Here is a 25,925-nt window from a genome sequence, read left to right as displayed (position 1 = left end):
GGAATGGGGAATGGGGAATGGGAAACGCGAACGAAAATAAAATGTTCGTTTTTATTCGCTCAATCTTCCGGTATAGAGCCGTGTTTCATATTTAAACACCACCATGCCATTCTCCTGATATTTATTGAAGAGGTCTTCCAGGTCCTTGATCATGGGCCCGTAGTTTTCATGAGAACGGGCTGGCATATACGAAGATGATGACAGCAATCCTTTCAGGGCTTTGAAATCGAAGCGTTGTGCATTCTGAATGGTTTTCTCGCGGAAGGTGCCGGGGAGAAAAAACGAGGCGAGTTGTACGGCACTTACATTGCGTTGCTGCATATGTTTATAATCTGTGCCGTGTTGTTGCAGCAGTTGCTCGTAGTCATACTCAAACGGAGAGTTGGTTGGACGGATGTTCCACATTAACGCTGCGAAGCTGTCCGGCTTAGCGATACGGTGAAATTCTTTGCGGGTAAGCACCTGATCAAACCAGTGGAAAGCCTGGCCTGCCACGATGAGGTCTACTGAATTATTGGGCAGGGTGGTATGCTCTGCCGTGGCGGCAATGCTTTTAAAACCGGGAAAACGGCCCAGCTGCTGCTCTGCGGAGGCGCGCATGGCATCGTTAGGCTCTACGGCATATACCGTGTTACCATTATCCAGAAATGGCTGTGCCGAAAGACCGGTACCGGAACCAATATCGGCGATGACGCTATTATGCGTTAGTCCCACCGTGGCCGACAGGTACGGGATCATGGCCACCGGATAATGTGGCCTGTATTTCTCGTAATCCGTGACCCTGTTGCTGAATCGTTCCGTATTTTTCATGACCAAAAATAAAGCTATTCACCCAGCCCTTTCGGTTTTTTCTCTTCATTGCCATGTGCTTCCAGTTCGGCCAGTTTCTTTTTGCCGTAGGCCAGTTTGGTGATCAGCACATATAATACCGGAACGGTGAACACGCCGAGCACGGTAGCGGCGAGCATACCGCCAATAACGGTAAAGCCTATATTAACACGGGACGCTGCGCCGGCGCCTTTCGCCAGACACAGCGGCACTACGCCGAGGATAAATGCAAAGGAGGTCATCAGGATAGGCCGGAAACGTAGTTTAACCGCTTCCAACGTAGCCTCCAGCAGCGGCATCCCCCTGTCCACACGTTCTTTACAGAACTCCACGATCAGGATGGCGTTTTTAGCCGCCAGACCGATCAAGGTGATCAAACCTATCTGGGAATATACGCTGTTGGCCTGTTTGGTCAGCGCCAGCGCCACTATGGAGCCAAACAACGCCACCGGCACGGCCAGTAATACCGAAAAGGGTACCGACCAGCTTTCGTATAATGCGGTGAGCAGCAGGAACACAAACAGGATAGACAACATGAAGATGAGCACACTACTGTTGCCCGCCTTGATTTCCTGCAACGATACGTTGGCCCATTCGTAACCGAAGTTTTCCGGTAGCACCTGGGCAGCCACTTCCTGCAAAGCCTTGATGGCGTCACCGCTACTGTAGCCCACTTTGCTATCTCCGTCTATTTCCACGGAGCGGTAGAGGTTGAAGTGGTTGATTACCGGTGCACCTGCTCCTTTTTTGGAGGTGATGAGCGCACTCAGTGGCACCATCTGGCCCAGGTTATTGCGTACGTAATAGGTAGCGAGATTATCGATACTGGTACGATAGAGCGAGTCTGCCTGCATCACCACGCGGAAGCTGCGGCTGAAACGCGTGAAGTCGTTGACATAAAGACCGCCAAGGAAAGTCTGTAAGGCATTGAACACATCACTGACTGCTACCCCCAGTTGCTTACACTTGTCTCTGTCCACTTCCACATTGAACTGCGGGGTATTGGCACTGAAAAAGGCATAAGCACGGGCAATTTCGGGTCGCTGGTTGGCCGCCATCAGGAACTGGCCCATCACCTGAGTAAACTGTTTGATGTCCGGATTACTTTTCTGCTCCAGCACAAACGAGAAGCCGCCCGACGTACCCATACCACGTAATGTAGGCGCGGGGATGGCAATGATGGTGGCCCCTATGATGCGGGAGGCGGCGCCCTGGATACGGCCCAGCACTTTATTGATATCATCTCCGTGCGCGTAGCGCTCATCCCATGGTTTGAGGCTCACGAAGAAAGTGCCGGAGTTAGGTTTCACCGCATTCGCCACAAAGTTCATCCCGGTAATACCGAAGAAGTGATTGACAGCGCTGTCGGAACCGAGAATATGCCCGATTTCATCCACGACTTCTTTTGTTCGTTCCGTAGATGCAGCTTCCGGCAATTCCAATGCTATAAAGAGGGCCCCCATGTCTTCCTGAGGAACAAAAGTGGTGGGTGTCTTCTTAAAAAGATAAAAAGCGGCGGCGAACAACACACCCAGCAAAATGAGCACCACCGGCGTAAAGCGGATGGAACGCATCACCATGTTACCATAACGGTTGGTAACGCGGGCAAACCATTCGTTGAACTTATAAAAGAGTTTATTCAGCCCGTGGGATTTTTTGGTGAGATGCGCTGGCCGCAGCAGGATGGCTGTCAGCGCCGGTGTGAGGGTTAATGCCAGGAAGGCGGAAAGCAATACTGAAAATGCGATCGTGAGCGCAAACTGTTGGTACAACCGTCCGCTTACCCCGGGAATAAACGCCACCGGCACAAACACTGCCGCCAGGATCAGGGCGATAGCGATTACCGGTGCCTGCACCTCAGACATCGCTTTAAACGTAGCCTCCCGTGGAGACATCAGGTCTGCATCGATGTGGTGCTGGACCGCCTCCACCACCACAATGGCATCATCCACCACAATACCGATGGCCAGTACGAAACCGAACAAGGTGAGGGTATTGATGGAGAATCCGAGTAACTGGAAGAAAATAAAAGTACCGATCAGGGAGATCGGGATTACCAATATCGGAATGATGGTGGCGCGCCAGTTTTGCAGGAACACAAACACCACTATTACCACCAGCGCCAGCGCTTCGAGGAAGGTATGAAACACTTCGTCAATAGATATTTTTACAAACGACGTGGTTTCAAAAGGGATCAGCCAGTTTACATCTTCCGGGAAGGACTTGCCCATTTCTTCCATTTTAGCGATCACCCGGTCGTTCACATCCAGCGCATTGGCGCCTGGCGCCAGATAAATCGCCAGACCGCTACCGGTTTTACCATCGGCTTTCGCATCGATGGCGTAACTAAAGGAGCCCAGGTTGATACGGGCTACATCGCGGAGACGAACGAGGCCACCATTGGGGTTTTTCGCTACCACGACGTTGCCAAATTCTTCCGAGGTGGCCAGACGGCCTTTTACACTGACCGTATATTCAAAAGCCTGCGTACGGGACATGGGCGGCGCTCCGATGCTACCGGCGGGTACCTGCTGGTTCTGTTCGGTGATGGCCCGGGCAACATCAGCGGCCGTGAGGTTAAGCGCCGCCATCTTGTCGGGGTTGAGCCATATACGCATACTATAGTCCTGCGAGAACACGTTCACGTCACCCACCCCGGCGATACGGGCCAGCTCTGGTTTTAGATAGATATTGATATAGTTGTCGAGGAATTCACGGGTATGTTTGCCTTTCGGTGAATTGAGCCCGATTACCATCAACATATCATTGGAACGTTTTTTAACGGTCACCCCTACACGTCTTACTTCATCCGGCGTACTGGGGAGCGCGAGGCTTACCCTGTTCTGCACGTCGAGTGTGGCGATGTCCGGATCAGTGCCGAGGTTGAATGTCACCGTGATACTCATGGAGCCGTCGTTGGCGCTGACGGACTGAATGTACATGGCGCCTGGCGTACCATTCACCTGGTTTTCGATGGGCGTGGTCACCGTTTCTTCCACCGTAGTGGAGTTGGCGCCCACATAAACGGCCCTTACGTCCGTTACAGGCGGCGCAATATCGGGCAACTGGGCAATAGGCAGGTTAAACATACAGATCAACCCTACAATCACCAGGATGATGGCTATAACTATCGTAGTATTCTTGCGCTCTATAAAAGTTTTTGAGATCATACTGTGATGGCGATTTTAGGAATTAATGTTTACCGGCCGGAGGTGTTGCCGGCGTACCGGGACCGGCCACATTCACGGTATCTCCGGGCCTCACTTTCTGCAGGCCTTCCACGATGATCCTGTCGCCGGCTTTCAGGCCGCTTTCTACGATCAGCATGGTATCTGCAACGGGGCCGGGCTTGATATGCACCGGTTGTACCACGTTGTCTTTCGTGAGGGTCATCACGGAAGTTTCGGAGAGGGTCTCTACGATTGCTTTAGCAGGGATGGCCACCTGCGTGGCCGGCGTGGAGTACTGCATGACCACTACACAGCTCATCCCCGATTTAAGCTGATTGTCTTTATTATCAAATACCAGCCGCACCCGGATAGTGCCGGTCTGCGGGTCCACGATATTATTGATGGCCTGTATTTTTCCCTGTTCCCCATAACTTTCACCGCTGGTGAATCTGAGGAAGAATTTTTCATCCCCTTGTCCTTTCTGGATGCGGAGGAACTGGGGGATGCTGGCTTGTGGCACATCAAAATCCGCGAAGATGGGATGTTCGTTGACGAGGGTGTTGATCAGCGTCTGGCCGGCGTTGACGATATCGCCGACTTTGATCTGTACGATGCCGATGCTGCCGCTGACCGGAGCACGGATGACGGCGTGATTGACATCGGTGCCTGCCCGGGCCACAGCTGCTTTAGCGGCCGCCACGTTGGCTTTGGACGTCATCATGGCAGTGTATGCCTGGTCTACCGTTTGTTTGGAAATAGCATCATGCTCCAGCAGGGTTTTATATCGCTCATAATCTTTCTGCTTCTGAGCGAGGTCAGCTTCTGCCTGTTGCTGGCTGGCAGCCACCTGGCCATAAGCGGCCACATAGCGGCTTTTATCGATCTCATACAGGGGCTGTCCCTTTTTCACCATACTACCGTCTTTCACTTTGATGCCGGAGAGATAGCCGGTCACGTCGGAGCGGATAGCCACTTCATCGTGGGCCATCAGGGTAGCGGGGAACTGAGAGTGCACGGTATAGGAAGCCGGTACTACTTCCTGCGCTACAACGGTTGCCTTCATCTTGCCCATCATGGCTGCCTGTTGCTGTTCTTTTTTTCCACCACCGCAGGCAGTGCCCAGCAGCGCAACCACGATGATGATCCAATTTGATTTCAGGTGCATATGGAGAAAAAATTAATAATTGTTGTATGAGCTGTTATATTATTTGATTCTGCCAGTGGCTTTATCCAGGTCCGTTTTGCTGATCAGGGTACTGAGCATGGCGTTGACGTAGTCTGTCCGGGCCTGGGTGAGCTGACTTTCCGCTGAGATCACGTCCAGACTGGTAGCTACTCCCTGTTCAAATTTGAGTACTATGCGGTCGTATATGCCCTGCGTTAGTGCCATATTCGTCTTCTGTGTCACGAATGTGGCTTTATTACTTTCGTAGGCTGTATTCGCACTTTTCACTTCCAGCTTGATCTGTTGTGAGAGGAAGTCGAGATCATTTTGTGATTTTTTCAGGGTGATCCGTTGTTCCTGGATCTGATGCAGCCTTTCCGTACCGGTAAAAATGGACCATGATAAATTGAGCCCCAGCGCGGAAGCGCCGAAACCTTCTTTGTACAGGTCGCCGAAGCGGGTGGAGAACCAGTTAACGCCGTAGTTGATGAAAAAATTCAGCTGTGGCAGATAAGCCATCTTCTTGCTTTTCAGGCTCAGTTCATTCAGGGCTATCTGGGTGTTCTGAATGCTGTATTCGATACGGTCTTCCACTTTATAATTGAGCGTGTCAGCAGAAAACGACTCCACGTTGAGGTCCTGGACGGTTTCCTTCAGCTCGAGGTTACTTTCCTGCGGCATGCCCATCTGAAACTTCAATAACTGCATCGTATATACGAGTTCCCGGATCTGGTTTTCGATCTGGGTAACGCCGTTGTTATAGGACACCTGTATCCGGTCCACGTCTACCCTTTCAGACACGCCGGCATCATAACGGGCTTTGGTGTCGGTGAGGGTTTTACGTAGCTGATCGAGATTGGATTTTGACAGGCGGATATTCTCCTGATTGGTGAGCACCGCGTAGTAGGCTTTGATGATGGCCACCTTGGTATCTATTTCCGTGCGTGTCAGGCTTTTGGTGGCCAGTCCCCGGTACACGCGGGAAGCTTTCAGTCCGAGGAAATAATCACTTTGAAAAACGGTCTGGTTCACCTGGCCGGTAGCATTGGAACTGAAGCGGGTCCCAAACTGCACGGGAATTTTCCGGTCATAGTTGCCGCTGGCGATGTCGGGAATCAGCGAGGTGGCCAGCTTCAGGTTGTCCGTGAAATTAGCATTGATATCTGCATGCGGAAACAGCTTTGCCGTGGCTTCCTTTACCTGTTCCTTTGAAAAATCCACGTCCAGGTTGGCATTGACCATATCATGATGATGCGCGGTCCCGTATTGTATGCAGTCGACCAGGTTAAAGGCGTAGTTTCCCCTGGTTGTATCCATCTGCCCGTAAGTGGTATTTATTCCTGACAAAAAAAGCGTAGAAATCAATATAAGGGTACAACGCATACTTATAACATTGAAAGTATATGATGATTGATAAATACCTAACAAATGAAAAAAGAAAAGGTTGTAAAGCAGCTATCGACGGTTGACAAGGCCGCAACGCATAAATGAATTCTGACCGGAGGCGGTCGCACAGGAAATGCTGCTACCCGAATATACGAAACTGTTGGATTAAAAAAAGGGTGGCTGGACGCTTTCTTTAGCTTTTCGTATATTGCCGAAAAGCCATACGTTTTTATTATGTCTATGTCAGTTATCAAGGAAGCCAAACCTGCACACCGTGAGTTTGAGCTGGACCGGGCAGTGTTGTTCAGCGATGCTGTGTTTGCCATTGCCATTACCCTGTTAATTATTGAGATCAAGTTACCGACGATGCCCGCGCAGCTGCCTCCGGGCGGCTACCGGCAGGTGCTGAATCCCTTTCTGATGGAGTTTTTCACGTTCGCGATGAGTTTTCTGTTCATCGGTACTTTCTGGAAATGGCACCTGCACCTGTGTCGTTTTTTACAACACTATGACGATGGGCTGATCCACCGCAATCTCTTTTTCCTTTTTTTCATCGTCACCTTTCCTTTCTCCACCGGCGCCATGATGCATATGGGCAACCATTTCATGTTGCCGCTGTATATTTACCTGTTTAACCTGGCCGGATGCCTGGCCGGGCTGTTCTGGATCAGCTATTATATTTTCCAGCGCAAGCCGGGGCTGGCGGTAGCAGGACTTCATACAGAAAAAGAGTTGCTGTATCAGCGGCTGAAATACAGTTTTCTGACGATGGCCTTCGGGTTTACCGCGATTGCGCTTGCTTATTTTATTTATCCGGACAATACAACCATACAAAATCTCAGTTTCTGTCTGATTCCGTTATTGATTTTTTTCAATCATTTTCGGTTGAAGATCAAAAAACGCAATACCCTGCGCCTGGTACATGTAGGCGATAAACCCAGTTAACCATGATAGAAGTAGATAAAAGAGACGGACAGTTTTTGCACCGGGTCATCCGGCAGTGGCAGCAGGACGGGCTGGTCACCGACACACAGGCGGAGGACCTGCAGAAAAGCTATACTGTCCGGACCAACGACTGGCAGACGATCACCCTCTATATTTTTATTGCTGCCATTTCCTGCGCCCTGATGGCGTTTGGATCATTGGTACTGGACGAAAAATGGATTGAGGTGCTGCGGAAGAAATTCTCGCTGACTGACGGTGTGATCGCCTTTCTGTTTGCCGGGCTGACAGCTTTCCTGTGTTATCAGGGATGGCGCCGCAATAAGCATCAGCCTGCGTTTTCTTTTAATCGTGAGTTATTCTGGTTGTTACCGATACTGAGTACGGGCGTTACCGTAGTATACCTGGGCAAAAGCATGGACTACCTCGGTGGCAATTATGGTGTTTTCTGGTTGCTGGCCACGCTCGTATATGCTTCAGTGGCGTTGACACTGCATTCGCGGCTGTTATGGATCGCTACGCTGATCTGCCTGATACCCGCCTATGTGAAACTGACCTATTATATCAGCGGTGATGCTCCTTATTTTCTGGGTATGAACCTCCCCTGCCGCATGGCCCTGTTGGGGGCCGTTATGATAGTTGCCGGCTGGTTGATGAAACGCACAGCTATTTTCCTGCCTGCGAAAGAAATCACCTGGGGCGGCGGCTGGCTGCTGTTCCTGCTCTCGGGCTGGCTGATCTCTATTTTCGGCAATTGCGGCACCTGGGAGGAATGGCAGGCACTGCGACAGGTACATCTGTTGTGGTGGGTGGTGGTGTTCAGCGCACAGTGTATCCTTACCCTCCTGCTGGGCATCCGTAGCAAAGATGATTTGTTGCGTGACCTCGGCGTTATATTCCTGTTACTCGACCTGTATACCCGTTATTTTGAATACCTCTGGGACCGGACCAATAAGGGCCTGTTCTTTTCCATCCTGGCCGTTTCCTTCTGGTGGCTGGGCAAGCGGATAGAGAAATACATGAACAAACGCAAAGCACCCCGGGCCGAAACCCGGGGCTAAGATCTTCTCTCTCAACTGTTGACATATTCTTTCATCATGGCGCTATAGCGTCCGGTATCCTGCAGGCTCCAGTCGAAGTTGCCCGTAATCCAGGAACGCAGTACGGACACGTAGCGCAGCAGTTCGTAGTCTCTCTCGTTGCCACTGAGCGGCAACAGTTTTTCCAACACCACAAAAATGGCCACTTCTTCGTTGTGCATGCGGGCGGCTTCATCTACCGCCTCCTGCAGGGAGCATTGGCGCTCATGCTGCAGTACCAGTACCAGGTTATGGACGTCGCCGGCAGTATGTTCTTTCGGGAAAGAAAAGAGGTCGTTCGACCAGCATACAATGTTATTACAGGCTTGTACCATGCGTTTGAGCAGGGCGTTTTGCAGCGTGTCGGCAGGCAAATATATTTTCTCTATAATATCTATTGCCTCCACGTCGGCGAGGAGGGCGCCGGTATAGGGGCGCATCCGTACATAGTCCGCTACGGTAGGGACTATACGATTTTCGCGGTTCTGCGCTTCCCAGAGGCAGGAGTCGAAATAGTCTTCCATGCTGCGGATAAAGCGCTGTTGCCATTCCGGTGAGCTGATGGCTTTCATCCGTTCCCAGATACTGATGAGCGCTGCCGGCAGCGGTGCGTTGTTGGCCGGCGTACGGGGATCAGGATTACGGAAGATGTCCATAAAACCGGTCATGACACTGCGCAGGAAGCCTGATTTTTTGCCGGCATCCGCCTCATCGCACTGATCATCGAGGATAAACAGCCAGGTATTAAAGTCGGCGATGATGCAGAGCTCATGCAGCCTTGCGTCCGGGAAGGCGCGGGCGGCCAGCCAGGCAAAACGGGCTTTGGCAAAGCGGGCCCTCGCTTTGTCGGTAGACAATAAACCATGATGATGCACCCAGTCTTCTACGTGTTGCTGGGCAGCTGCCACATGGGAATTCAAACGGGAAGGAAACGGATACTGGATCCGGGGAAACTGGATCGTTGTCATGTGTCTGAGGATTTAGCAGTTAACTATTAAGGGTTATGAAATGGCATAGGTGAAAATCAGGGAAAACGGCGGCGGGCGGGCATATCAATAGCCCACCATACCTGTTGGCACAGTAAAAAGTCGGCTAAATTTTCGGTTAACAGCAAATGAGATGTAACAATAAAGTACAGGGTGGTTACATGCCGGCAGTGGTGACGGACATATTCAGATGTTTGAGCACCCTGGGCAATGCGAGATGGAACCAGCTGGTGAAGCGGTCTGGCTCCTGCTCCATCAATTCCAGAATCTGACTGGCAGACATATACCTGTAATCATTTACTTCCGTGCTGTCGGGGTGAATTGCACCATTGTAAGTACCAATGAGCACATGATCAAATTCATGTTCGATGAGACCATTGTCAAAAGCTGTCCTGTAAGTAAAAGCAAAAATTTCCTCCAGTGGGCAGTCGAAACCCATTTCTTCCTTCAGCCGTCGGTGGGCGGCGTCAGGGGTGGTTTCGCCGGGAAACTGGTGACTACAGCAGGCGTTGGTCCACAGGCCGGGAGAATGGTATTTTCCCAGTGCCCGTTGTTGTAACAAAATATCTCCGGCATCATTTAAAATAAATACAGAGAACGCGCGGTGCAACAGGCCCCTGCGATGCGCCTCCATTTTTTCCATGGTACCAATAGCTTCATCGGATTCAGTCACTAGTATTACTTCAGGTTGATTCATAGTGTAGCAAAGATAATTTAATAAAGCTGTTAGCTGTCTGAAATGATCGCGAATTACTAAAAATGAGCCCTGTTTTCTTTAATGGTTACTTCAGTTAAATATACAATAATAACGGGAAAAGTGAAAAAATTCTCGCAAAGGCGCTAAGCAGCAAAGCGCGCAAAAAGTGCGACTGCTCACCACATCCCTCCCATAAAAAAGACACAGAAATGGTCAAAAAAAAGTAAAAAAGAGCCAAAAACAGAAATCTTTGTGCGCTTTGCTGCTTGGCGCCTTGGCGTGCTGTATCTTTACAGCAAAAAAATGGCAGAAGACTTACAGATTATCCAGGGAGATAAAGCCGTACAATACCAGTCACTTATTCCGCAGATAAAAGGGCTGCTGGACGGGGAACCTGACCTGGTAGCCAATCTGGCCAATGTGGCCGCAGCGTTGAAAGAGCAGTTCGGCTGGTTTTGGGTGGGTTTTTATCTGGTAAAGCAGGACGAGCTGGTACTGGGGCCATTTCAGGGCCCTGTAGCGTGTACCCGTATCCGTAAGAACAGAGGGGTATGCGGCACCAGCTGGGCACAGGCCACCACGCTGATTGTACCGGATGTGGAAGCGTTTCCGGGACACATCGCCTGTAGCAGTCTTTCCAAATCTGAAATCGTGGTACCCCTGATGAAAGACGGCATAGTGGCCGGTGTGCTGGATGTGGACAGCGAGCTGCCAGATCATTTTGATACGACCGATCAACAGTATCTGGAAGAAATTGTTAAATTGATTACCATATAAATTATTAATTACGAATGATGAATTACGAATTACGAATGGAGGGCAGTCTAATAGAAAGGTTATTTATCAGCTGCTTCATAAAAAAAGACCTAATTCGTAACTCGTAATTCGTAACTCGCCATTTAATCTGTGGCAAAGATTTTGCGAACCATAGTCCTGAAAAATCAAAGGAAAATTTAACCATGTTCTTCTTCAGGAAAAAGCGGGATGCTGGCAAATTGTTGGAACCTTTCCTGTCAGGCATTGAAACTGACATCCATTCGCACCTGATCCCGGGGGTCGATGACGGCGTTCCCGATGTAGCCACCAGTGTAGCATTTGTAACTCAACTGCATGAACTGGGTATTCAGAAAATTATTACCACTCCTCACATTATGATGGACCGGTATCCTAATTCACAGGAAACCCTCCATGGTCCATACCTCGAGGTAGAGGCCGCACTGGCTGCGCAACAGATCAACGTGCCTTTTAATTATGCAGCGGAGTATTATATGGACGAGCAGTTCGAACAACTGTTGAAATCACCGCTGCTGACGCTCAACGGCCGGCTGGTGCTCGTGGAAATTTCGTTTGTGTCTGCACCGCCACAGATGCACCATTGGCTGTTTCAGCTCAGTGCACGGGGATATATGCCACTGCTTGCGCATCCGGAACGATACAACTATTGCCACAAAAATTTCAATCAATACAAGGAATTTAAATCGTGGGGATGCCAACTGCAAATGAACCTGCTGTCACTCACCGGCTATTACGGCAAACACGTGCAACAGGCTGCCACGCAGCTATTGGAGGCCAATATGATCGATTACATCGGCACTGACCTGCATCATGAAAAACATATGCAGGCGATACAGGAAATTACGCAGAACAAAAAGCTGCTGAAACGGCTGGAACAATATCCTTTTAAAAACAATAAATTAACGGCGAGCCGATAACATGGCTAACGCACCAGCACCAAGCTGCCCTGTTGCTTGCGTGCCTGCAGCTTGCTGTCGGTGTAAGTCAGTACCCAGACGTATCCCCCGGCAGGCTGCCGGAGCCCGTCCCAGGCCTGACCGGGGTCGTTGCTCTGAAACACCAGCGTTCCCCAGCGATTAAAGACCTGTAATCTGTACTCTGTGATATCGTCATTGATACGGCAGCGGAACAAATCATTGCGGCCGTCGCCATTCGGACTGAATGCTGTTGGCACATAAACGGCACATTGGCGGTAGTTGCGGATAATTTCTGCCGATCCTCTTAGCTGACATTCGTTTTTATCTTTCGCCATAAAATAATAACGCCCTTCATCCAGTTTTTTCCAGACACTGTCCGACTGCCACTCCCCTGTTTCCAGGCGGTAGTAATAGGGCTGCGTGCCTCCGGAGAGGACCACTGCAATTTGTCCGTCGTGCGTTTCGCTGCAACTGATATCTTTCACCTGTGCTGCTGCGAGTTGTAACGGGGCTGGTTCTGTCACCGTTACATTTTCCTCCGGTGATGAACAGCCCATTTCATCTTTCGCCAGCAGCAGGTATTTCCCGGGGTGCAGATCGCGGAACTCCGGTGTGTATTGCGGATGATCGGAGCCGTTCAGGTAGTACCGGTAGGGAGGTTTCCCTCCGGTGGTGACCAGCGATATTTCGTTCGTATTATCACCATAACACTTAGAGGGTGTTATGGTAATTTTGTTTTGCAGCTCCACCGCATCGATGCGGGCGGTGGCAGTGGCATATGCCCCGTTAGCGCCGGTGACTGTTACTTCATAACTGCCGGCGGATAAGTGATCGATGCTATGGGTCGTCTGTCCGCCGGGCATCCATTTAAATGTATAGGGTAACGGGCCCGAGAGTACGTCTACCCGGGCGGCGCCCATGTTGGCGCCTTTACAGGTAGCCGTAGTCGTTAACGTGATACGTGGGATTTCCTGGATGTACGGTGAGAGGTTGTCTACCAATACCCCTCCCAGTTTAGCGTCGCTACAGGGAATATAATAGTTGCACAACAGGATGTAGGCATAATCTTTTGTTGGAGCAAACTCAATCCGGTAGCGTTTCCAGTCGGTATGTCTGAATGCCGGCGACTTCCACAGTACCTCTTCTTTTGCGCCCGGGGTATTGCCGCCGTACACCACGAATCCGCCGTAACATGTTTTCTGACCGAAATACACCGGCGGATATGCCAGGTCCACAGAGAACGTATAAGCTCTTCCGCCCTTGATGGCAGCAGAAAGTTTCTGGGAAATACCTTCCTCCATGCTGGCGTCGCTGATCATACCGCTGTAGGTGTTGCCATCAGAAGGTGGTTTACTGACGGTGCAGCACCCTGGCTGAATGTCCGGTGAATTATTGATGATCGTCCATTCCGGTGGTGCTGCCGCTGCTCTTGGCGGGCCTTCCAGAGAAGGATTTTTGATTTCGATGTCCTGAGCATGGAGGGAAAAGGAAAGGCATGTTACGAGCGCAGCAACAGCTGTGACATACACGCTCCTGCATATAGTAATGACACGCTTCATAGTAGAACAGTACTCCAAAAAAAATATGGTTATAATCGGGAAACGATTGACAGCCCCTTTAAGTTGAAATTAATGCGCAAATATACTCATTAATAAAAAAAATATCTATTTTAAACTAAAAAATAATTTATTATACATGACAAACGATTTGGATTACTAATTAATGTTTTCGGAAGAAATTCCGGGCTAAGATATAAACGAAAAACGGTCCCGTATATGCGGGACCGTTATCAATTTTAAATATTTGGTAACACTGTGATTTATTTCCAGAGTGTGCGAATAATATTTGTAGTCTGTTCCAATTGCGCTGTTGTCAGGTTGGAACCGCTGGGCAGGCACAGGCCATATTCGAAGAGTTGTTCGGACACGCCGTTCACATAAGCAGGCGCGTCGGCGAAAACAGGTTGCAGGTGCATGGGTTTCCACAGCGGCCTCGATTCGATGATGTGTTTGTCGAGCGCCAGGCGAATGATTTCGCGGGTGATGCCATTACTTTGTGCGGGATCGATTAGTACGGTGCTGAGCCAGCGATTACTGAAGGAGCCGGAAGGTTCTGCCACAAAAGTAACACCTGGCAGGTCACCTAACGTTTTCAGGTAATGCTGATAATTACTTCGGCGTTGTTCCACTCTTTTGGCCAGCACTTCCATCTGACCGCGGCCGATACCGGCGCAAATGTTACTCATCCGGTAGTTATAACCGATATGGGTATGCTCATAATGCGGCGCCGGATCTCTGGCCTGGCTGGCGAGGAAGCGGGACTTTGCGATAGCCGCCTGGTCCTTGCCTGTCAGTGCGCCGCCGCCGCTGGTGGTGATAATCTTGTTGCCGTTGAAGCTCAACACGCCAAAGTCACCCAACGTGCCACAGGCTTTGTTGTGATACCGGGAACCGAGTGCCTCTGCAGCATCCTCGATAACGGGAATCTCATATTTTGCGGCCACTGCCAGTATCTCATTCATTTTGGCCGGCATACCGTATAGATGAACAGGGACGATCGCCTTAGGCTTTTTTCCTTTTGCCATCCGGTCTTTGATAGCTTGTTCCAGTAACACCGGGTCCATATTCCAGGTATCTTTCTCACTGTCTATAAATACCGGCGTGGCGCCCTGATAAACAATAGGGTTGGCGGATGCTGAAAAGGTCATGCTCTGGCAGATCACTTCATCGCCGGCGCCTACACCGGTCAGAATCAGCGCCAGGTGCAGTGCTGCAGTGCCTGAAGAAAGCGCCGCTACATGACTACCTTGCAGGAACTGTTCCAGGTCGTGTTCAAAACCGTCTACATTGCTGCCCAACGGAGCAACCCAGTTGGTTTCAAAAGCCGTGGTAACAAAACGTTGTTCTGTGCCGCCCATATGAGGGGATGAGAGCCAAATTTTTTCGCTCATAATTGATAAATTTTTCAATAAGGATATGGTTAATAATCAGGCGTTCACTTTTCCGGTAAACCGTTCGGATGATACATGTCCTGCCTGTGAAATACCTTCTGATTTAAATACTTTGATAATAGTCATGAACAGGATTTTGACATCGAGCCCAAAACGCAGGTGGTCCACATACCACACGTCCAGCTCAAACTTCTGCGTCCAGCTGATGGCGTTACGGCCGTTCACCTGTGCCCAGCCGGTAATACCGGGCCTCACTTCATGCCGCCGCGCCTGCCTGGGCGAATACAGTTCGAGGTAATCTACCAGCAGCGGCCGCGGACCAATCAGGCTCATATCACCTTTGAGGACATTGATCAGCTGCGGAATTTCGTCGAGCGATGTTTTGCGGACGAATTTTCCGACAGCCGTCAGCCGCGCTTCGTCCGGTAACAACGCTCCGTCCGGCCCCCGCCTGTCATTCATCGTTTTATACTTGATTACCCGAAACACCCGCCCCTGCTTACCCGGGCGAGGCTGCAGAAAAAATGGCTTTCCGCTATTGGCCACATACAACAACACCGTTATCACCACAAACACCGGCGACAACAGCAGCAGCGCGGTAAAAGCCACCCATACGTCCAGCCAGCGCTTTAAGAAACTACGATACAACATGGTCGAGAATTTTTAGGTAAGCGCCGGCGGCAATATCCAGCGAATAACGCTGCTGCGCCAGTAACTTCGCCTTGGCCTGTTGGCGCTGCAACAGCGTCTTGTCATTGATATATTCGGCAAACCGCCTCGCTTCCACCGGCATATCCGCGGTGTCATAATGCATCACAAAACCCACGTTCTCCTGTTCTATCACATTGGCCTGCCATCCACGATGGTTAATCAATATCGGCCGGCCCGCCGCGAGACAGTCAAAGAACTTGTTGGCCGAATTAGCCCACAGCTCCGGTACCGGTATCACAAAGGAACTGGCGATAGTACACTCGTAATAGAGCTGCGACAACTGAGACTTGGGCACAGGGTCGAAAAAAAATAAGTTGATCCCCAGCACGCCTTTTTCCTCGGCATATTCCGTCAGCGCCGCTTTTTCCATGCCATCACCGAAGACAATAAATTTGACGCTGTCATCCAGCCGAAGCATGTGGACCGACAAATCCACCAGGTAACGCAACCCGTTGACCATACCCAACGTGCCGGCGTACAACACTACCTTCTCCGGTGTGAAACCCAGCAACCCGTTCAGGATGCTCTTACCGGAATCATACTTGCCAAACCGGACCACTTCTGATATATTAGGGATGACAGACATCTTCTTAACGGGGACGGCCGTGCGCTCTTCGATAGACCGTTTCATGTCATCCGATAGCGGTACGATATGCGCCGCTCTTTTATAGATGCGCTTTTCAAAGCGGTTCAGCAGGCCCACCAGCAGTTTATTGTTGATGATGCCCATGGCCACCGGCACTTCCGGCCATACATCACGCACTTCAAAAATAAATGGTACCCTGTGCAGGGAACGTTTGATCATGGCAGGTACAGCGATAGTAATGGGCGTGCTGGTAGCCAGTACCACATCTCCCTTTAGTTTTAATACCCGCATGGTGGACTTAGCCACAAATTTCACGAAGGTGAGCGCTCTTTTAGCAAAGCTCATTTTATTGCTGTACTCCAGATTGAGCACATGCAGTTCAATACCATCCACCTCCATGACCGTCCAGGTGTCGGTGAAAGTATACTGCTTCAGAAAGGAGCTGGTCGTGATCACCTGCACCTGATGCCCGGCTTTGGCGAACCGGGTGGCCAGATCATAGGAACGGGTACCTCCAGAAGAGGCAGGCATGGCAAAATATTGATGTATATATAGTATCCTCATCGCATTTTTTTTATGAATACCGCCGGAATGCCGCCATACAAGCCATCGGCAGTATCGTATTTTTTATTCAGCACCGCACCGGCGCCCAGTACCGAGCGTTCCGGTAGCAAGCTGCCGCCCAATACGGAGCAGTTGCCGGCAATCCATGATCCGGCGCCGATTTTCACCGGGCGCCGCAGGGATTTCCCATAGCGGTAAGAGTTATTTAAAAAGGTATGATTGCCGGAAGAGATAATACAATTAGGGCCTATGATCACTTCATTGCCAATTTCAATGTCTATGCCAATGAGTACGGTGTGATGCGCAATATATACGTTATGGCCCACTTCCAGTCCGGCCAGGGAATTCAATACAGCCGTGGACGTTACCTGAAAATTGCGCCCGCAACCTTTCATCATCAGCGAATACAGGAATCCCCTGAAACGCATAAACACAGGTATATTGGGCAACAGAAAGGTAACCATTTTCACCAGCCAGGAATATAGGATAGATACTTTAACCTTCATGAAAAATACTTTTAATAAACCCTTCGATGGTAAATCCTCTTACTTTGTTGTATGCCTTATCACTCAACTGCCGCCTTAAAGTGCTATCTTTTACGAGGGTGTCTACCCGGTGATAAAAAGCCTCATGGTCATTAAAATCAGCAAACAGGATATCTTCCTTGTCCTCAAAAACATTAGGCAGGGAGCCTACAGGCGTACTGACCACCGCGAGGCTATTGGCCATGGCTTCGAGGATCACGCGGGGCGACCCTTCCGACAAACTGGCGAAGCAGAAAATGTCATGCGAGCGCAGATAATTGTTCAGTTCTTCCCGGTTATCGACATGACCGGCAAAATGAATATGCCCGTCGAGGTGCAAAACGGCGGCGAGGTCTTTCAGTTCGCGTTCAAACTCACCGGAGCCGACCACCGTCAGGCGGGAGCCGGGATATTTCCGTTGTACGATCTGAAAAGAACGGATGACCGTCTCCACTCCTTTCGCTTTTCGCAGATATCCTACATACAGCAATTTAGGCCCCTCTTCACTGATACCATTGATTTCCTTCGCATAGAAATCTGCATCATTAAGCGTGGAAGAAATGACAGCCTTTGCCTGAATACCCCAGCCGGTCAGCTTATCCCTGAGATGATGACCATTGGTAAATACCGATGCTCCCTTGCAAGCCCACATATAGGCTGAATGTTCTGGCATGAAAAGGGTGATCATGGTAAACTTTTTTAGCCGGCTGAAGTTGGGATTCGTTCTGGCTGCGTCTACCGGGTCGCCCACGAAGTGCACGATCCTCTTTTTTCCTTTGAAGAAAAATTTGCCCAGCCATCCGAAAGGAACCGGATAACGGGCATATACTTCATCATAATTTTTGAGTTTGCGATAGGCTTTCAGATAAGCCGGAAAATGGGGTACCGCCCTCACATAGTTGGGAGAATACGGTAACGCATATACTTTTACGTTATCGAAACAGCCAATGTCCATCAGGTTTTTGGCACCTGTGCCCGAATGCTTTTGCACCGGGGACATGAGGCATACTTCGTCATAATATTTCACTATCTCTTTCAGATACACCCAATGCGTATAGGGCAAATAGTACCTTCCCCCTTCCCTGTGCACTACCCATGCATGTACAAGCAGTTTTGCCATAATAATGTCGGTTCTTGATTTATTTATCTTCTATCTTGATTTTGCTTTCTTTGCTAAGGCCGGCCTTCATTTTTTTTACGGCATCCTGACCTGCATTCTGTACCGGGGCGCTAAAAGCCTGTATCGTACTACGGGCAGCTTTGTTGGCAGCACCGGCGCCAGATGGGCCGCCCATCACCTTGATATTTTTGAATCTGGTTATTGGCAGCATCTGATAGTTGCTCCGGAAACGGAAAGGCATCTCATTATTTTTCCAGACAGGATCGATCACCGAAATCTGGCCACTCATTTCCCGGTCTGTTTTGCGGAAACCGGAACCCAGTCGAAATGCACTGTAGGAGCCATCATCCACATGGTCTTTTACCACAATGTTCGTGTTGGCGCTACCGTTAGCCTGTGGCAGCCGTGTCAGCACAATCAGGATACCATCTCTGGCATTGTTATACGTGGTGACGCTGTCAATGGTGATATTGTTGATCACATCCTTTGGCTCATTGGGCTCGATATCGATGCCGCTCATGGGCAATGTCCCGTATGTATTGGCGATGGTGGTATTGCGAATATTGATGTTACTGCCGCATACGATAGAGATGCCGTTTCTGCGGTTAAAATCAATGACGCCGTTGTAGATATTGATATTGTCACTGGGGATGTAGTGCCCATCTACCACATCGCGGGTACGCCAGCCGATGTAGATCCCGTCGCCCCAGCAATTGGAGATGCGGGGGCTATAGATATTCACATCTTTGGCCGACCGCAGCGCGATGCCCATTCCGTGTTCGCCGCTGGTACCCAGATGGCCTTTACGATCACCCACCAGATTAGCATTGTAGATGTTGACATTATTCACGCCATGCACCCGCAGCATTTCAAATTTCTCCAGGTTGTTGGGCTGCATGATCAGCTTGGAATTCGGCTTAAAATACAAGTTGGAATTACTGTTCACCGTCAACCCTTTGCTGCTGATCAGCACCGGAAAATCAGGAAACACCACATTCCTGTTTTTGTCGAGGCCGCTCTGCAGATAGTCCGTATAATCTACAGATCCGTCTTTTTTATATCCTGCCGGCAAAAGCGTGGTGAGGTCCACAGCCGACTGTATACCGGCAGTTACCTTCGCTTTGATAGCAGCAGGAGCGGTAGCATTATATTGGGCAGGAACGCTGTTAAAAACGAATTTTTTTCCGTTGTAATCGAGATCGCCACCCTGTGCCATACAAGACATAGCAAACACGGAAAGGCTGCTGAAGAGGGTGCAGATTTTAGACATGGTCATCTCATTTAACATTTTACTGTTAACAATCGGTTTTTCAATTATCTGTTGTCATATTGCCTGGCATCAGCCCGGGGACCATTGCAGGTGTTCGTCCTGCGGGTCAGTCCTGGTACTGTTTTTAGGTAATATGGCTAGTTCATAGGATATCGGAATAAAGTATACGGCAAACAGAAAGATCAGGTAATCCACCAACCACGAGCGGTGTACAAATACCACTGCGAAAAAGAAAAAGGACAACAACACAAACTGTTTCTTTCTACCGTAGGTCATTACAAAAAACCACACCAGATACAGGGCTATCCCTACCCATCCGTATTTCAACAGAAAAGAACGGTAATCGGAGGAAGTCACCTCAAAATTTTCCGTGATGGTTCTTCCACCACCGAAAAGATTGATATCATAGCGGGTATAATGATCATAGAACCTGGAAAATTCGGCGCTGGTACGGGCATCCAGCACATCCTGGTTGGAGCTCATCTTATTGAGGAAGAAGCGGTCCATAAAATCTGCCGGCATGGCGGATATGGCAATAAAGCCTACTAACGCCAGCACTACAACGCCCACCACCTGTTTCTGTGAAAAGCGGAAACGGTACATGCACAGTCCCGCGAACAATACATAAAAGCCCATAGAAAGGGTCAGTAGTGCCGCGATCGTGATGACGGTCCTTTTCCGTTTACTCAGAATTTCCGGATTCATAAACAGGACGATCGCAGAGATCATTCCAAAGTGGCCCGGCTCAGAAAAAATACCACTGACACGGAACAACGAACGGCCAAACACGGTGTATTCCTGTCCCTGCAGCACTGCCGTTCCCGGGTAAATGAAAAACAACGATTTAGAGCCGGTGGCGCCTGTTTCATAAGGATAGAAAGGCAGGTCCACCCCGATGAGCTTGACCGCAAACACCAGCAGGGCCAACAAGGCGATGACAAAAATAATATCTGCAAAATAGCGGGCGGCCATCAGCAGTATCACGGTATCCAGCATCAATACCGTGAGAAATACCAGCAGCCATACGGCTGCTACCACTATCCTGTCGTACTGCCTTATCGGAAAGAATAAGTACAGCAACAGCATAAAGGATATGATGAAGTAATTCAGATTTCGGTTAGATAAACGGGCCTGACGGCGTGCAAGACAATTGGCGAAAAACAGGAAATAGATACCGGTAGACCCCAGGATGAGATATGCCGCGTTACCGCCCATGCTAAAGAAAGGTGAGCAGGAAATCAGCAATACCACCGCCAGGGACCAGGCAACGGGTTTATACGTTTTTCTGTTTATATCAAGCCAATTCATTTTACTATTTTAAGATTTAGATATTTACGGACTCTTCGGACGGTTCTTTCTTCGCTGGCGACGGCATAGTTGTTTTGCCGGCAACCTTTCCCCTGAACTTATTGACAATGCCCATCGCAAACTCTCTGTCTTCCCGGGTATATGTAAATATTTTCTTTATCGGTATACGTGTATGCACGGAGTATAGTACCAGAAATACCAGCGCGGCGATGGAATAACTAACGGTAGAGGCCATTGCGGAACCGCTGGCGCCGTATTTGGGAATCCACCAGTAGTTGAGCGCCACGTTGGCAATAACCGCCGGTATCATGGCTTCCATCGACATCCAGGGCTTTCCTTTGCCGGCGATGTCCATATACAGCACCTTGTAGATGATCATCAACAAGACGCCCGGCATCAGTATCTTCAATACTTTGGAGCTTTCTGCAAAAGCGGGGCCATACATCAGCCCGATCACAAAATCAGAGAGCGCATAAAAAGCAATCGCGATCACTAAAATCAGTATCAGTGCGAAACGCAGCAACCGGCACACCTTCAGCGAAAACCCCGCAGGATCTTTAGCGCCGGCACTTCTGGAGAAGATGATCGTACTAAGGATCGCCGGTATCTGCCATAACATTTCTACCAGTATAGCTCCTTTGGAATAAATACCCAGCTCGTAGGCGTTGGACCATTTCTCCAGCAACACCACATCTACTTTGTAGTTGAGGCTGGCAATGAGCGTAGTGCCGGCATAAATCACGCCAAGGCTCAACAGCCCTTTGATGATTTTTCCATTGAACCGCGGCCTTACCGGAATGCTTTGCCTGATTTTATATACCACCAGAAATGACAGGAAGAATACACCCAGAAAAGTGGATGCCATATACCCAGCCACACCGAAATGAAATACGCCGGTTAACAGAAACGTGAATGCCAGGTTGATAACGGCCGGCACCCAGTTGATCCGGTTAAACTCTTTCACGTTCTGTTGCCCCAGGAAGATACCCGAGCTGTAAGTAGTATACAGTGAAAACGGGATGGCCGCCAGCGCCCAGAAAATGAGGATATTCGGGTAATCTCCTTTGGTGAAATATTTGATCAGCAGGAAACTGCTGATGATACCAAAAAGGCTGGTGAAGATCCAGGTGGCGAGCACGGCGCCGTATACATCTTTGATGTCGTATTTTTCCTGGCCCACGAAGTAGGTAGTAGACTGCTGAACACCGAGTGCCCCGATAGCCATGAACAGGCTGGGATACACCAGCAGCGCGGCGCTGACCCCATTGCCTTCCGGTCCCAGGTACCTCGCTGTTACAATCGAGGTACCCAGGCCCAGCACAAGAGAGGCCACTCTGCTAGTGAATACACTGGCAAGGTCTTTTATAAAAGAATTCTTAGGCACTTTTCAATAAAGAATTAATAATTCCAGATATGGTTATCGGCTACCGATGGTTTTATATACGGTTGCCAGATTTCCCGCCATCCGTTCGATAGTGAAGTTGTTCATCACAAACTCCTGTGCGCGTGTGGTGACTTCTTCTCCTATCTTTCTTTCGCGGATATTGCGGATAATATTTTGTAGCTTATTGCAGCCATCCTGTATATCGTACGGATCGAAGAAATACTGATGATAGTATTCATGCGTAGCCTCGTGATGCGGCTGTAGCCCGGAAGCGCAGACCGGTACTTTCATGTACTGGGCTTCAATCAGTACATTACCGAGCCCTTCGTATATCGAGGGGAAAAAGAACAGATCTGCGATCAGCAGATATTTGGTAATGTTCTGGTCTATACCTGCGAAGAATACGCAGCTATCGAGCCCTTCGAGCATTACTTTCTTTTTCACCTGTTCAAAGAGCGAGCCGTTTCCGACGAGTATCAGCTTGTATTTTTCTTTCAGCGGGTTCAGGGCTTTGAAACAATCGATCAGGTAGAGATGATTTTTCGGTTCCCGGAAACTGCCGATATGCAGAAAAGTACAATTGCTGTCTGCTACAAACTGCGCCGCCTCATCTCCGAGTGCCGGAGAATTGCCAGCCAGTTTGGTAAAGTCGATCCCGTTGTAGATCAACTGGAACTTATCTGAGGCCGCATTCGGGTTACCCTGCGTATAGTATTGCAGGTTAGTTTTGGAATGCCCGATGATACGGGTAGCATAACGCAGCGTCAGCCGCTTGTGCAGGTCCAGGTAAGCTTGCGTAACAGCAGACAGCAGGCGGGAATTTTCCCGCTTAGGCTTGGCGAAATACCGTTCGCTGTGTACAGACACAATAAACGGTATGGACAACCTTTTACAGGCCAGCGCAAAGCCGCCGGAGGTAAAACCAAACCTGCTGTGTACTACATCGTATTTACCGCTTTTCAGTATTTTATACAGTTGTACAGCGTCGTTAAAAGGTATCTTGCTCCTTTTGAAATAGATGATCTCCGTTCCGGCATCTTTATACTGCTGTTCCAGGTGCCCGCCTTTCGCGTAGCAGCAGATGGTCAGCTGAATGGCTTCTTTTTTGAGAAAAGGCAGGCATGAAAGCAGCGTTTTCTCGATACCACCGATATCCAGTTTGCTAACAATGGTTAATACTCTCATAGCCTTTTAGGTTTTTCAGATAGGTTAAATTATCAGACGACGGTATGCCTGCGGTACCACTCCATCGCGATATCGAGACCATTCAGCACGGTGAAGGCTGGTTTGTATCCCAGCAGTTCTCCGGCTTTGCCGATATTAGCGAGGCTGTGTTTAACATCTCCTTTTCGCTCCGCCTGGTATACAGGGCTGATATCTATGCCGGCGATACGGCAGATATGTTGCCACAATTCATTCAGTGTTGTTCTTTGGCCTGCAGCGATATTAACGATCTCACTCTTACGGATATCTGCTGCCAGCAATGCTTTGATATTTGCCTGCACCGCATTCTCCACGAAGGTGAAGTCCCGGCTGGTTTCTCCGTCACCGTTGATCACCGGCGCCTGCTGTTTGATCGCAGCCTCGATGAACAGTGGGATCACCGCGGCATAAGGGCCACGCGGATTCTGACGGGGACCGAACACGTTGAAGTACCGCAGCCCTACCGCATGGAAATCGTAGGTACGTGAAAACACGTTCGCGTACAACTCATTCACGTATTTGGTAACGGCGTAAGGCGACAACGGGTTGCCGATCAGTTCCTCCACTTTAGGCAGGCCGGGATGGTCGCCATAAGTGCTGGAGCTGGCAGCGTATACCAAACGTTTTACGCCGGCGTCCCTGGCAGCTACAAGCATGTTCAGAAAACCGCTGATATTGACTTCGTTGCTGGTGATAGGATCATTGATAGAACGGGGCACAGAGCCCAGCGCCGCCTGGTGGGACACATAGTCGATCCCGGCAATAGCCTGACGGCAATCCTCCATGTTGCGTATATCGCCTTCCAACAATTCAAAAGCAGGATTTTCGAGAAAGGGCTGAATATTCTCCCGGCTACCGGTTGAGAAATTATCCAGCACCCTTACTTTCTTTGCTTTGTATTTCAAGAGGTACTCCACCAGGTTGGAGCCGATAAAACCGGCTCCCCCGGTGATCAGGAAACTGTACTGCGACAGCTCTTCTTTATGATAAGGTATTTCGTACATACAGTGTTTTAAGGTGTCATTATAATCTGGCGTCTACTGCGGTTTTAGGCAGCATACCCTTCACATCATAAATAACCCTTGATTTTTTACAGATCTTATCGAAAGCTAAATCTTTAAACTGATGATGGGCAACAGCCAATACGATAGCATCGTATTCACAATCATCCCCCAGGTCCTGAACAGAGCGCCAGCCATATTCATGCTGTACTTCATCCGGATTGGCCCATGGATCGTACACGGTGATGTTGGTCTGGTAATCTTTCAGTGTTTTCAGGATGTCTACCACTTTCGTATTACGTACATCCGGACAGTTCTCCTTAAAGGTAATACCCAGTACGAGGATCTTCGAGTTTTTCACCGGAATCTCTTTCTTCACCATCAGCTTCACTACTTCATGCGCCACAAATTCGCCCATACCATCATTGAGGCGGCGGCCGGCGAGGATAATCTCCGGATGGTAACCTGCTTCCTGTGCTTTCTGCGACAGGTAGTAGGGGTCTACCCCGATACAGTGACCACCTACCAGGCCCGGACGGAATTTCAGGAAGTTCCATTTAGTACCGGCAGCCTGTAATACTTCATCCGTATCAATTTCGAGGCGGTTGAAGATCTTGGCCAGTTCATTCACAAAAGCGATATTGATATCACGCTGTGCGTTCTCGATAACTTTAGCCGCTTCCGCTACTTTGATGCTGGCTGCTTTATGGGTGCCGGCGGTGATAACAGATTTATACAGCTGGTCTACTTTCTCGGCCACTTCAGGCGTAGAGCCGGAAGTCACTTTCAGTATTTTAGCCACCGTATGTTCCTTATCGCCCGGGTTGATCCTTTCCGGAGAGTAGCCGGCAAAGAAGTCAACATTGAATTTCAGGCCGGACACCTTTTCCAGTACCGGCACGCATTCGTCTTCTGTTACGCCCGGATATACGGTGGACTCATACACCACGATATCTCCTTTTTTGAGCACCTTGCCTACCGTTTCGCTGGCTTTATACAGCGGCGTGAGGTCAGGCCTGTTATGTTTGTCGACCGGTGTAGGCACCGTAACGATGTAAAAATTACAGTCCCGGATTTCATCCAGGATATTGGTGCAGTACAGACCTTTGGCGCCCTGCGCGTCTGTCGTCACACTTTTAAGGTCCTGGTCTGCTACTTCCAGGGTATGGTCGTGGCCATTTCTGAGCGCCTGAATGCGCGCCTCATTAATATCGAAACCAACAGTCCTGTATTTTCTGGCAAATTCCACTGCCAGCGGCAAACCTACATATCCTAAGCCAATGATTGCAATTCTGGGATCCACAGCCATAGTGATTTAACTTTGTTTTAATTTGATAGT

At 49.6% G+C, this 25,925-nt stretch carries 22 protein-coding genes; 4 read left to right on the top strand and 18 right to left on the bottom strand.

The features are described from left to right. Positions 1 to 51 precede the first annotated feature (51 nt). Genes ICL55_RS00615 through ICL55_RS00600 form a run of 4 tightly spaced genes read right to left on the bottom strand, consistent with a single transcriptional unit; the run spans position 52 to position 6,480 of the window. Positions 52 to 810, bottom strand: a complete 759-nt coding sequence (locus ICL55_RS00615) for a class I SAM-dependent methyltransferase (RefSeq protein ID WP_188094111.1) — start codon at positions 808 to 810, stop codon at positions 52 to 54. 14 nt (positions 811 to 824) lie between these two features. Further along, entirely contained in the window at positions 825 to 3,998 is a 3,174-nt protein-coding gene (locus ICL55_RS00610; protein ID WP_188094110.1) for an efflux RND transporter permease subunit, read from the bottom strand. 22 nt (positions 3,999 to 4,020) lie between these two features. Beyond that, entirely contained in the window at positions 4,021 to 5,163 is a 1,143-nt protein-coding gene (locus tag ICL55_RS00605) for an efflux RND transporter periplasmic adaptor subunit (RefSeq protein WP_188094109.1), read from the bottom strand. 39 nt (positions 5,164 to 5,202) lie between these two features. After that, positions 5,203 to 6,480 (bottom strand): TolC family protein, encoded by a 1,278-nt coding sequence (locus ICL55_RS00600; RefSeq protein WP_188094108.1) that lies wholly within the window; start codon positions 6,478 to 6,480, stop codon positions 5,203 to 5,205. 309 nt (positions 6,481 to 6,789) lie between these two features. Between ICL55_RS00600 and ICL55_RS00595 the strand changes: the two genes are divergently transcribed. Together ICL55_RS00595 and ICL55_RS00590 are read left to right on the top strand one after the other, a co-directional pair. Then, a complete protein-coding gene (locus ICL55_RS00595) occupies positions 6,790 to 7,494 on the top strand; it encodes a TMEM175 family protein (RefSeq protein WP_188094107.1) in 705 nt (234 codons plus the stop codon). A gap of 2 nt (positions 7,495 to 7,496) precedes the next feature. After that, positions 7,497 to 8,552 (top strand): hypothetical protein, encoded by a 1,056-nt coding sequence (locus ICL55_RS00590; protein ID WP_188094106.1) that lies wholly within the window; start codon positions 7,497 to 7,499, stop codon positions 8,550 to 8,552. Positions 8,553 to 8,563: 11 nt separating this feature from the next. On the opposite strand, the gene ICL55_RS00585 is transcribed toward ICL55_RS00590, so the two are convergent. Continuing rightward, positions 8,564 to 9,538 carry a terpene synthase family protein gene (locus ICL55_RS00585; RefSeq protein WP_188094105.1) on the bottom strand — a complete coding sequence of 325 codons (975 nt, stop codon included), beginning with the start codon at positions 9,536 to 9,538 and terminating at the stop codon, positions 8,564 to 8,566. A gap of 175 nt (positions 9,539 to 9,713) precedes the next feature. Further along, positions 9,714 to 10,253 carry an isopentenyl-diphosphate Delta-isomerase gene (gene idi / locus ICL55_RS00580; protein ID WP_188094104.1) on the bottom strand — a complete coding sequence of 180 codons (540 nt, stop codon included), beginning with the start codon at positions 10,251 to 10,253 and terminating at the stop codon, positions 9,714 to 9,716. Positions 10,254 to 10,505: 252 nt separating this feature from the next. Between idi and ICL55_RS00575 the strand changes: the two genes are divergently transcribed. Both ICL55_RS00575 and ICL55_RS00570 read left to right on the top strand, forming a co-directional pair. After that, positions 10,506 to 11,030: a GAF domain-containing protein gene (locus ICL55_RS00575; RefSeq protein WP_343067667.1), complete on the top strand. Its 525-nt coding sequence runs from the start codon at positions 10,506 to 10,508 to the stop codon at positions 11,028 to 11,030. A gap of 182 nt (positions 11,031 to 11,212) precedes the next feature. After that, positions 11,213 to 11,965, top strand: coding sequence for a tyrosine-protein phosphatase (locus ICL55_RS00570; RefSeq protein ID WP_188094103.1), 753 nt, complete (start codon positions 11,213 to 11,215; stop codon positions 11,963 to 11,965). A 5-nt stretch (positions 11,966 to 11,970) separates the two neighbouring features. On the opposite strand, the gene ICL55_RS00565 is transcribed toward ICL55_RS00570, so the two are convergent. From ICL55_RS00565 to ICL55_RS00510, 12 genes are all read right to left on the bottom strand, one after another. After that, positions 11,971 to 13,524, bottom strand: a complete 1,554-nt coding sequence (locus ICL55_RS00565) for a T9SS type B sorting domain-containing protein (protein ID WP_188094102.1) — start codon at positions 13,522 to 13,524, stop codon at positions 11,971 to 11,973. Between the two features lie 260 nt (positions 13,525 to 13,784). Further along, on the bottom strand, positions 13,785 to 14,915 hold the full coding sequence (locus ICL55_RS00560; protein ID WP_188094101.1) for a DegT/DnrJ/EryC1/StrS family aminotransferase: 1,131 nt from the start codon (positions 14,913 to 14,915) through the stop codon (positions 13,785 to 13,787). Positions 14,916 to 14,951: 36 nt separating this feature from the next. Next, a complete protein-coding gene (locus tag ICL55_RS00555; RefSeq protein ID WP_281392389.1) occupies positions 14,952 to 15,566 on the bottom strand; it encodes a sugar transferase in 615 nt (204 codons plus the stop codon). After that, positions 15,553 to 16,776, bottom strand: coding sequence for a glycosyltransferase family 4 protein (locus ICL55_RS00550; protein WP_188094100.1), 1,224 nt, complete (start codon positions 16,774 to 16,776; stop codon positions 15,553 to 15,555). The genes ICL55_RS00555 and ICL55_RS00550 overlap by 14 nt, the downstream gene beginning before the upstream one ends. After that, positions 16,773 to 17,282 (bottom strand): acyltransferase, encoded by a 510-nt coding sequence (locus ICL55_RS00545; RefSeq protein WP_188094099.1) that lies wholly within the window; start codon positions 17,280 to 17,282, stop codon positions 16,773 to 16,775. Before ICL55_RS00545 ends, ICL55_RS00550 begins: the two co-directional genes overlap by 4 nt. Next, the gene (locus tag ICL55_RS00540; RefSeq protein WP_188094098.1) at positions 17,272 to 18,420 is read right to left on the bottom strand and encodes a glycosyltransferase family 4 protein; all 1,149 of its coding nucleotides are present in this window, start codon (positions 18,418 to 18,420) and stop codon (positions 17,272 to 17,274) included. The genes ICL55_RS00545 and ICL55_RS00540 overlap by 11 nt, the downstream gene beginning before the upstream one ends. Before the next feature lie 19 nt (positions 18,421 to 18,439). Continuing rightward, positions 18,440 to 19,690, bottom strand: a complete 1,251-nt coding sequence (locus ICL55_RS00535) for a right-handed parallel beta-helix repeat-containing protein (protein WP_188094097.1) — start codon at positions 19,688 to 19,690, stop codon at positions 18,440 to 18,442. Positions 19,691 to 19,759: 69 nt separating this feature from the next. Beyond that, positions 19,760 to 20,998 (bottom strand): hypothetical protein, encoded by a 1,239-nt coding sequence (locus tag ICL55_RS00530; protein WP_188094096.1) that lies wholly within the window; start codon positions 20,996 to 20,998, stop codon positions 19,760 to 19,762. Positions 20,999 to 21,014: 16 nt separating this feature from the next. Further along, complete coding sequence (locus tag ICL55_RS00525) at positions 21,015 to 22,382, bottom strand: oligosaccharide flippase family protein (RefSeq protein ID WP_188094095.1); 1,368 nt, start codon at positions 22,380 to 22,382, stop codon at positions 21,015 to 21,017. Between the two features lie 33 nt (positions 22,383 to 22,415). Further along, positions 22,416 to 23,567 carry a glycosyltransferase gene (locus ICL55_RS00520; RefSeq protein ID WP_188094094.1) on the bottom strand — a complete coding sequence of 384 codons (1,152 nt, stop codon included), beginning with the start codon at positions 23,565 to 23,567 and terminating at the stop codon, positions 22,416 to 22,418. 32 nt (positions 23,568 to 23,599) lie between these two features. Then, the gene (locus ICL55_RS00515) at positions 23,600 to 24,589 is read right to left on the bottom strand and encodes an SDR family oxidoreductase (protein ID WP_188094093.1); all 990 of its coding nucleotides are present in this window, start codon (positions 24,587 to 24,589) and stop codon (positions 23,600 to 23,602) included. A gap of 19 nt (positions 24,590 to 24,608) precedes the next feature. Further along, a complete protein-coding gene (locus ICL55_RS00510; protein WP_188094092.1) occupies positions 24,609 to 25,895 on the bottom strand; it encodes a nucleotide sugar dehydrogenase in 1,287 nt (428 codons plus the stop codon). Between the last annotated feature and the right edge of the window lie 30 nt (positions 25,896 to 25,925).

This window comes from Chitinophaga varians, assembly GCF_014529945.1.
Taxonomy (GTDB): Bacteria; Bacteroidota; Bacteroidia; order Chitinophagales; family Chitinophagaceae; genus Chitinophaga; species Chitinophaga varians.
The sequence above is the reverse complement of the archived record's forward strand: the minus strand, read 5'-3'. Positions and strand labels throughout refer to the sequence as shown.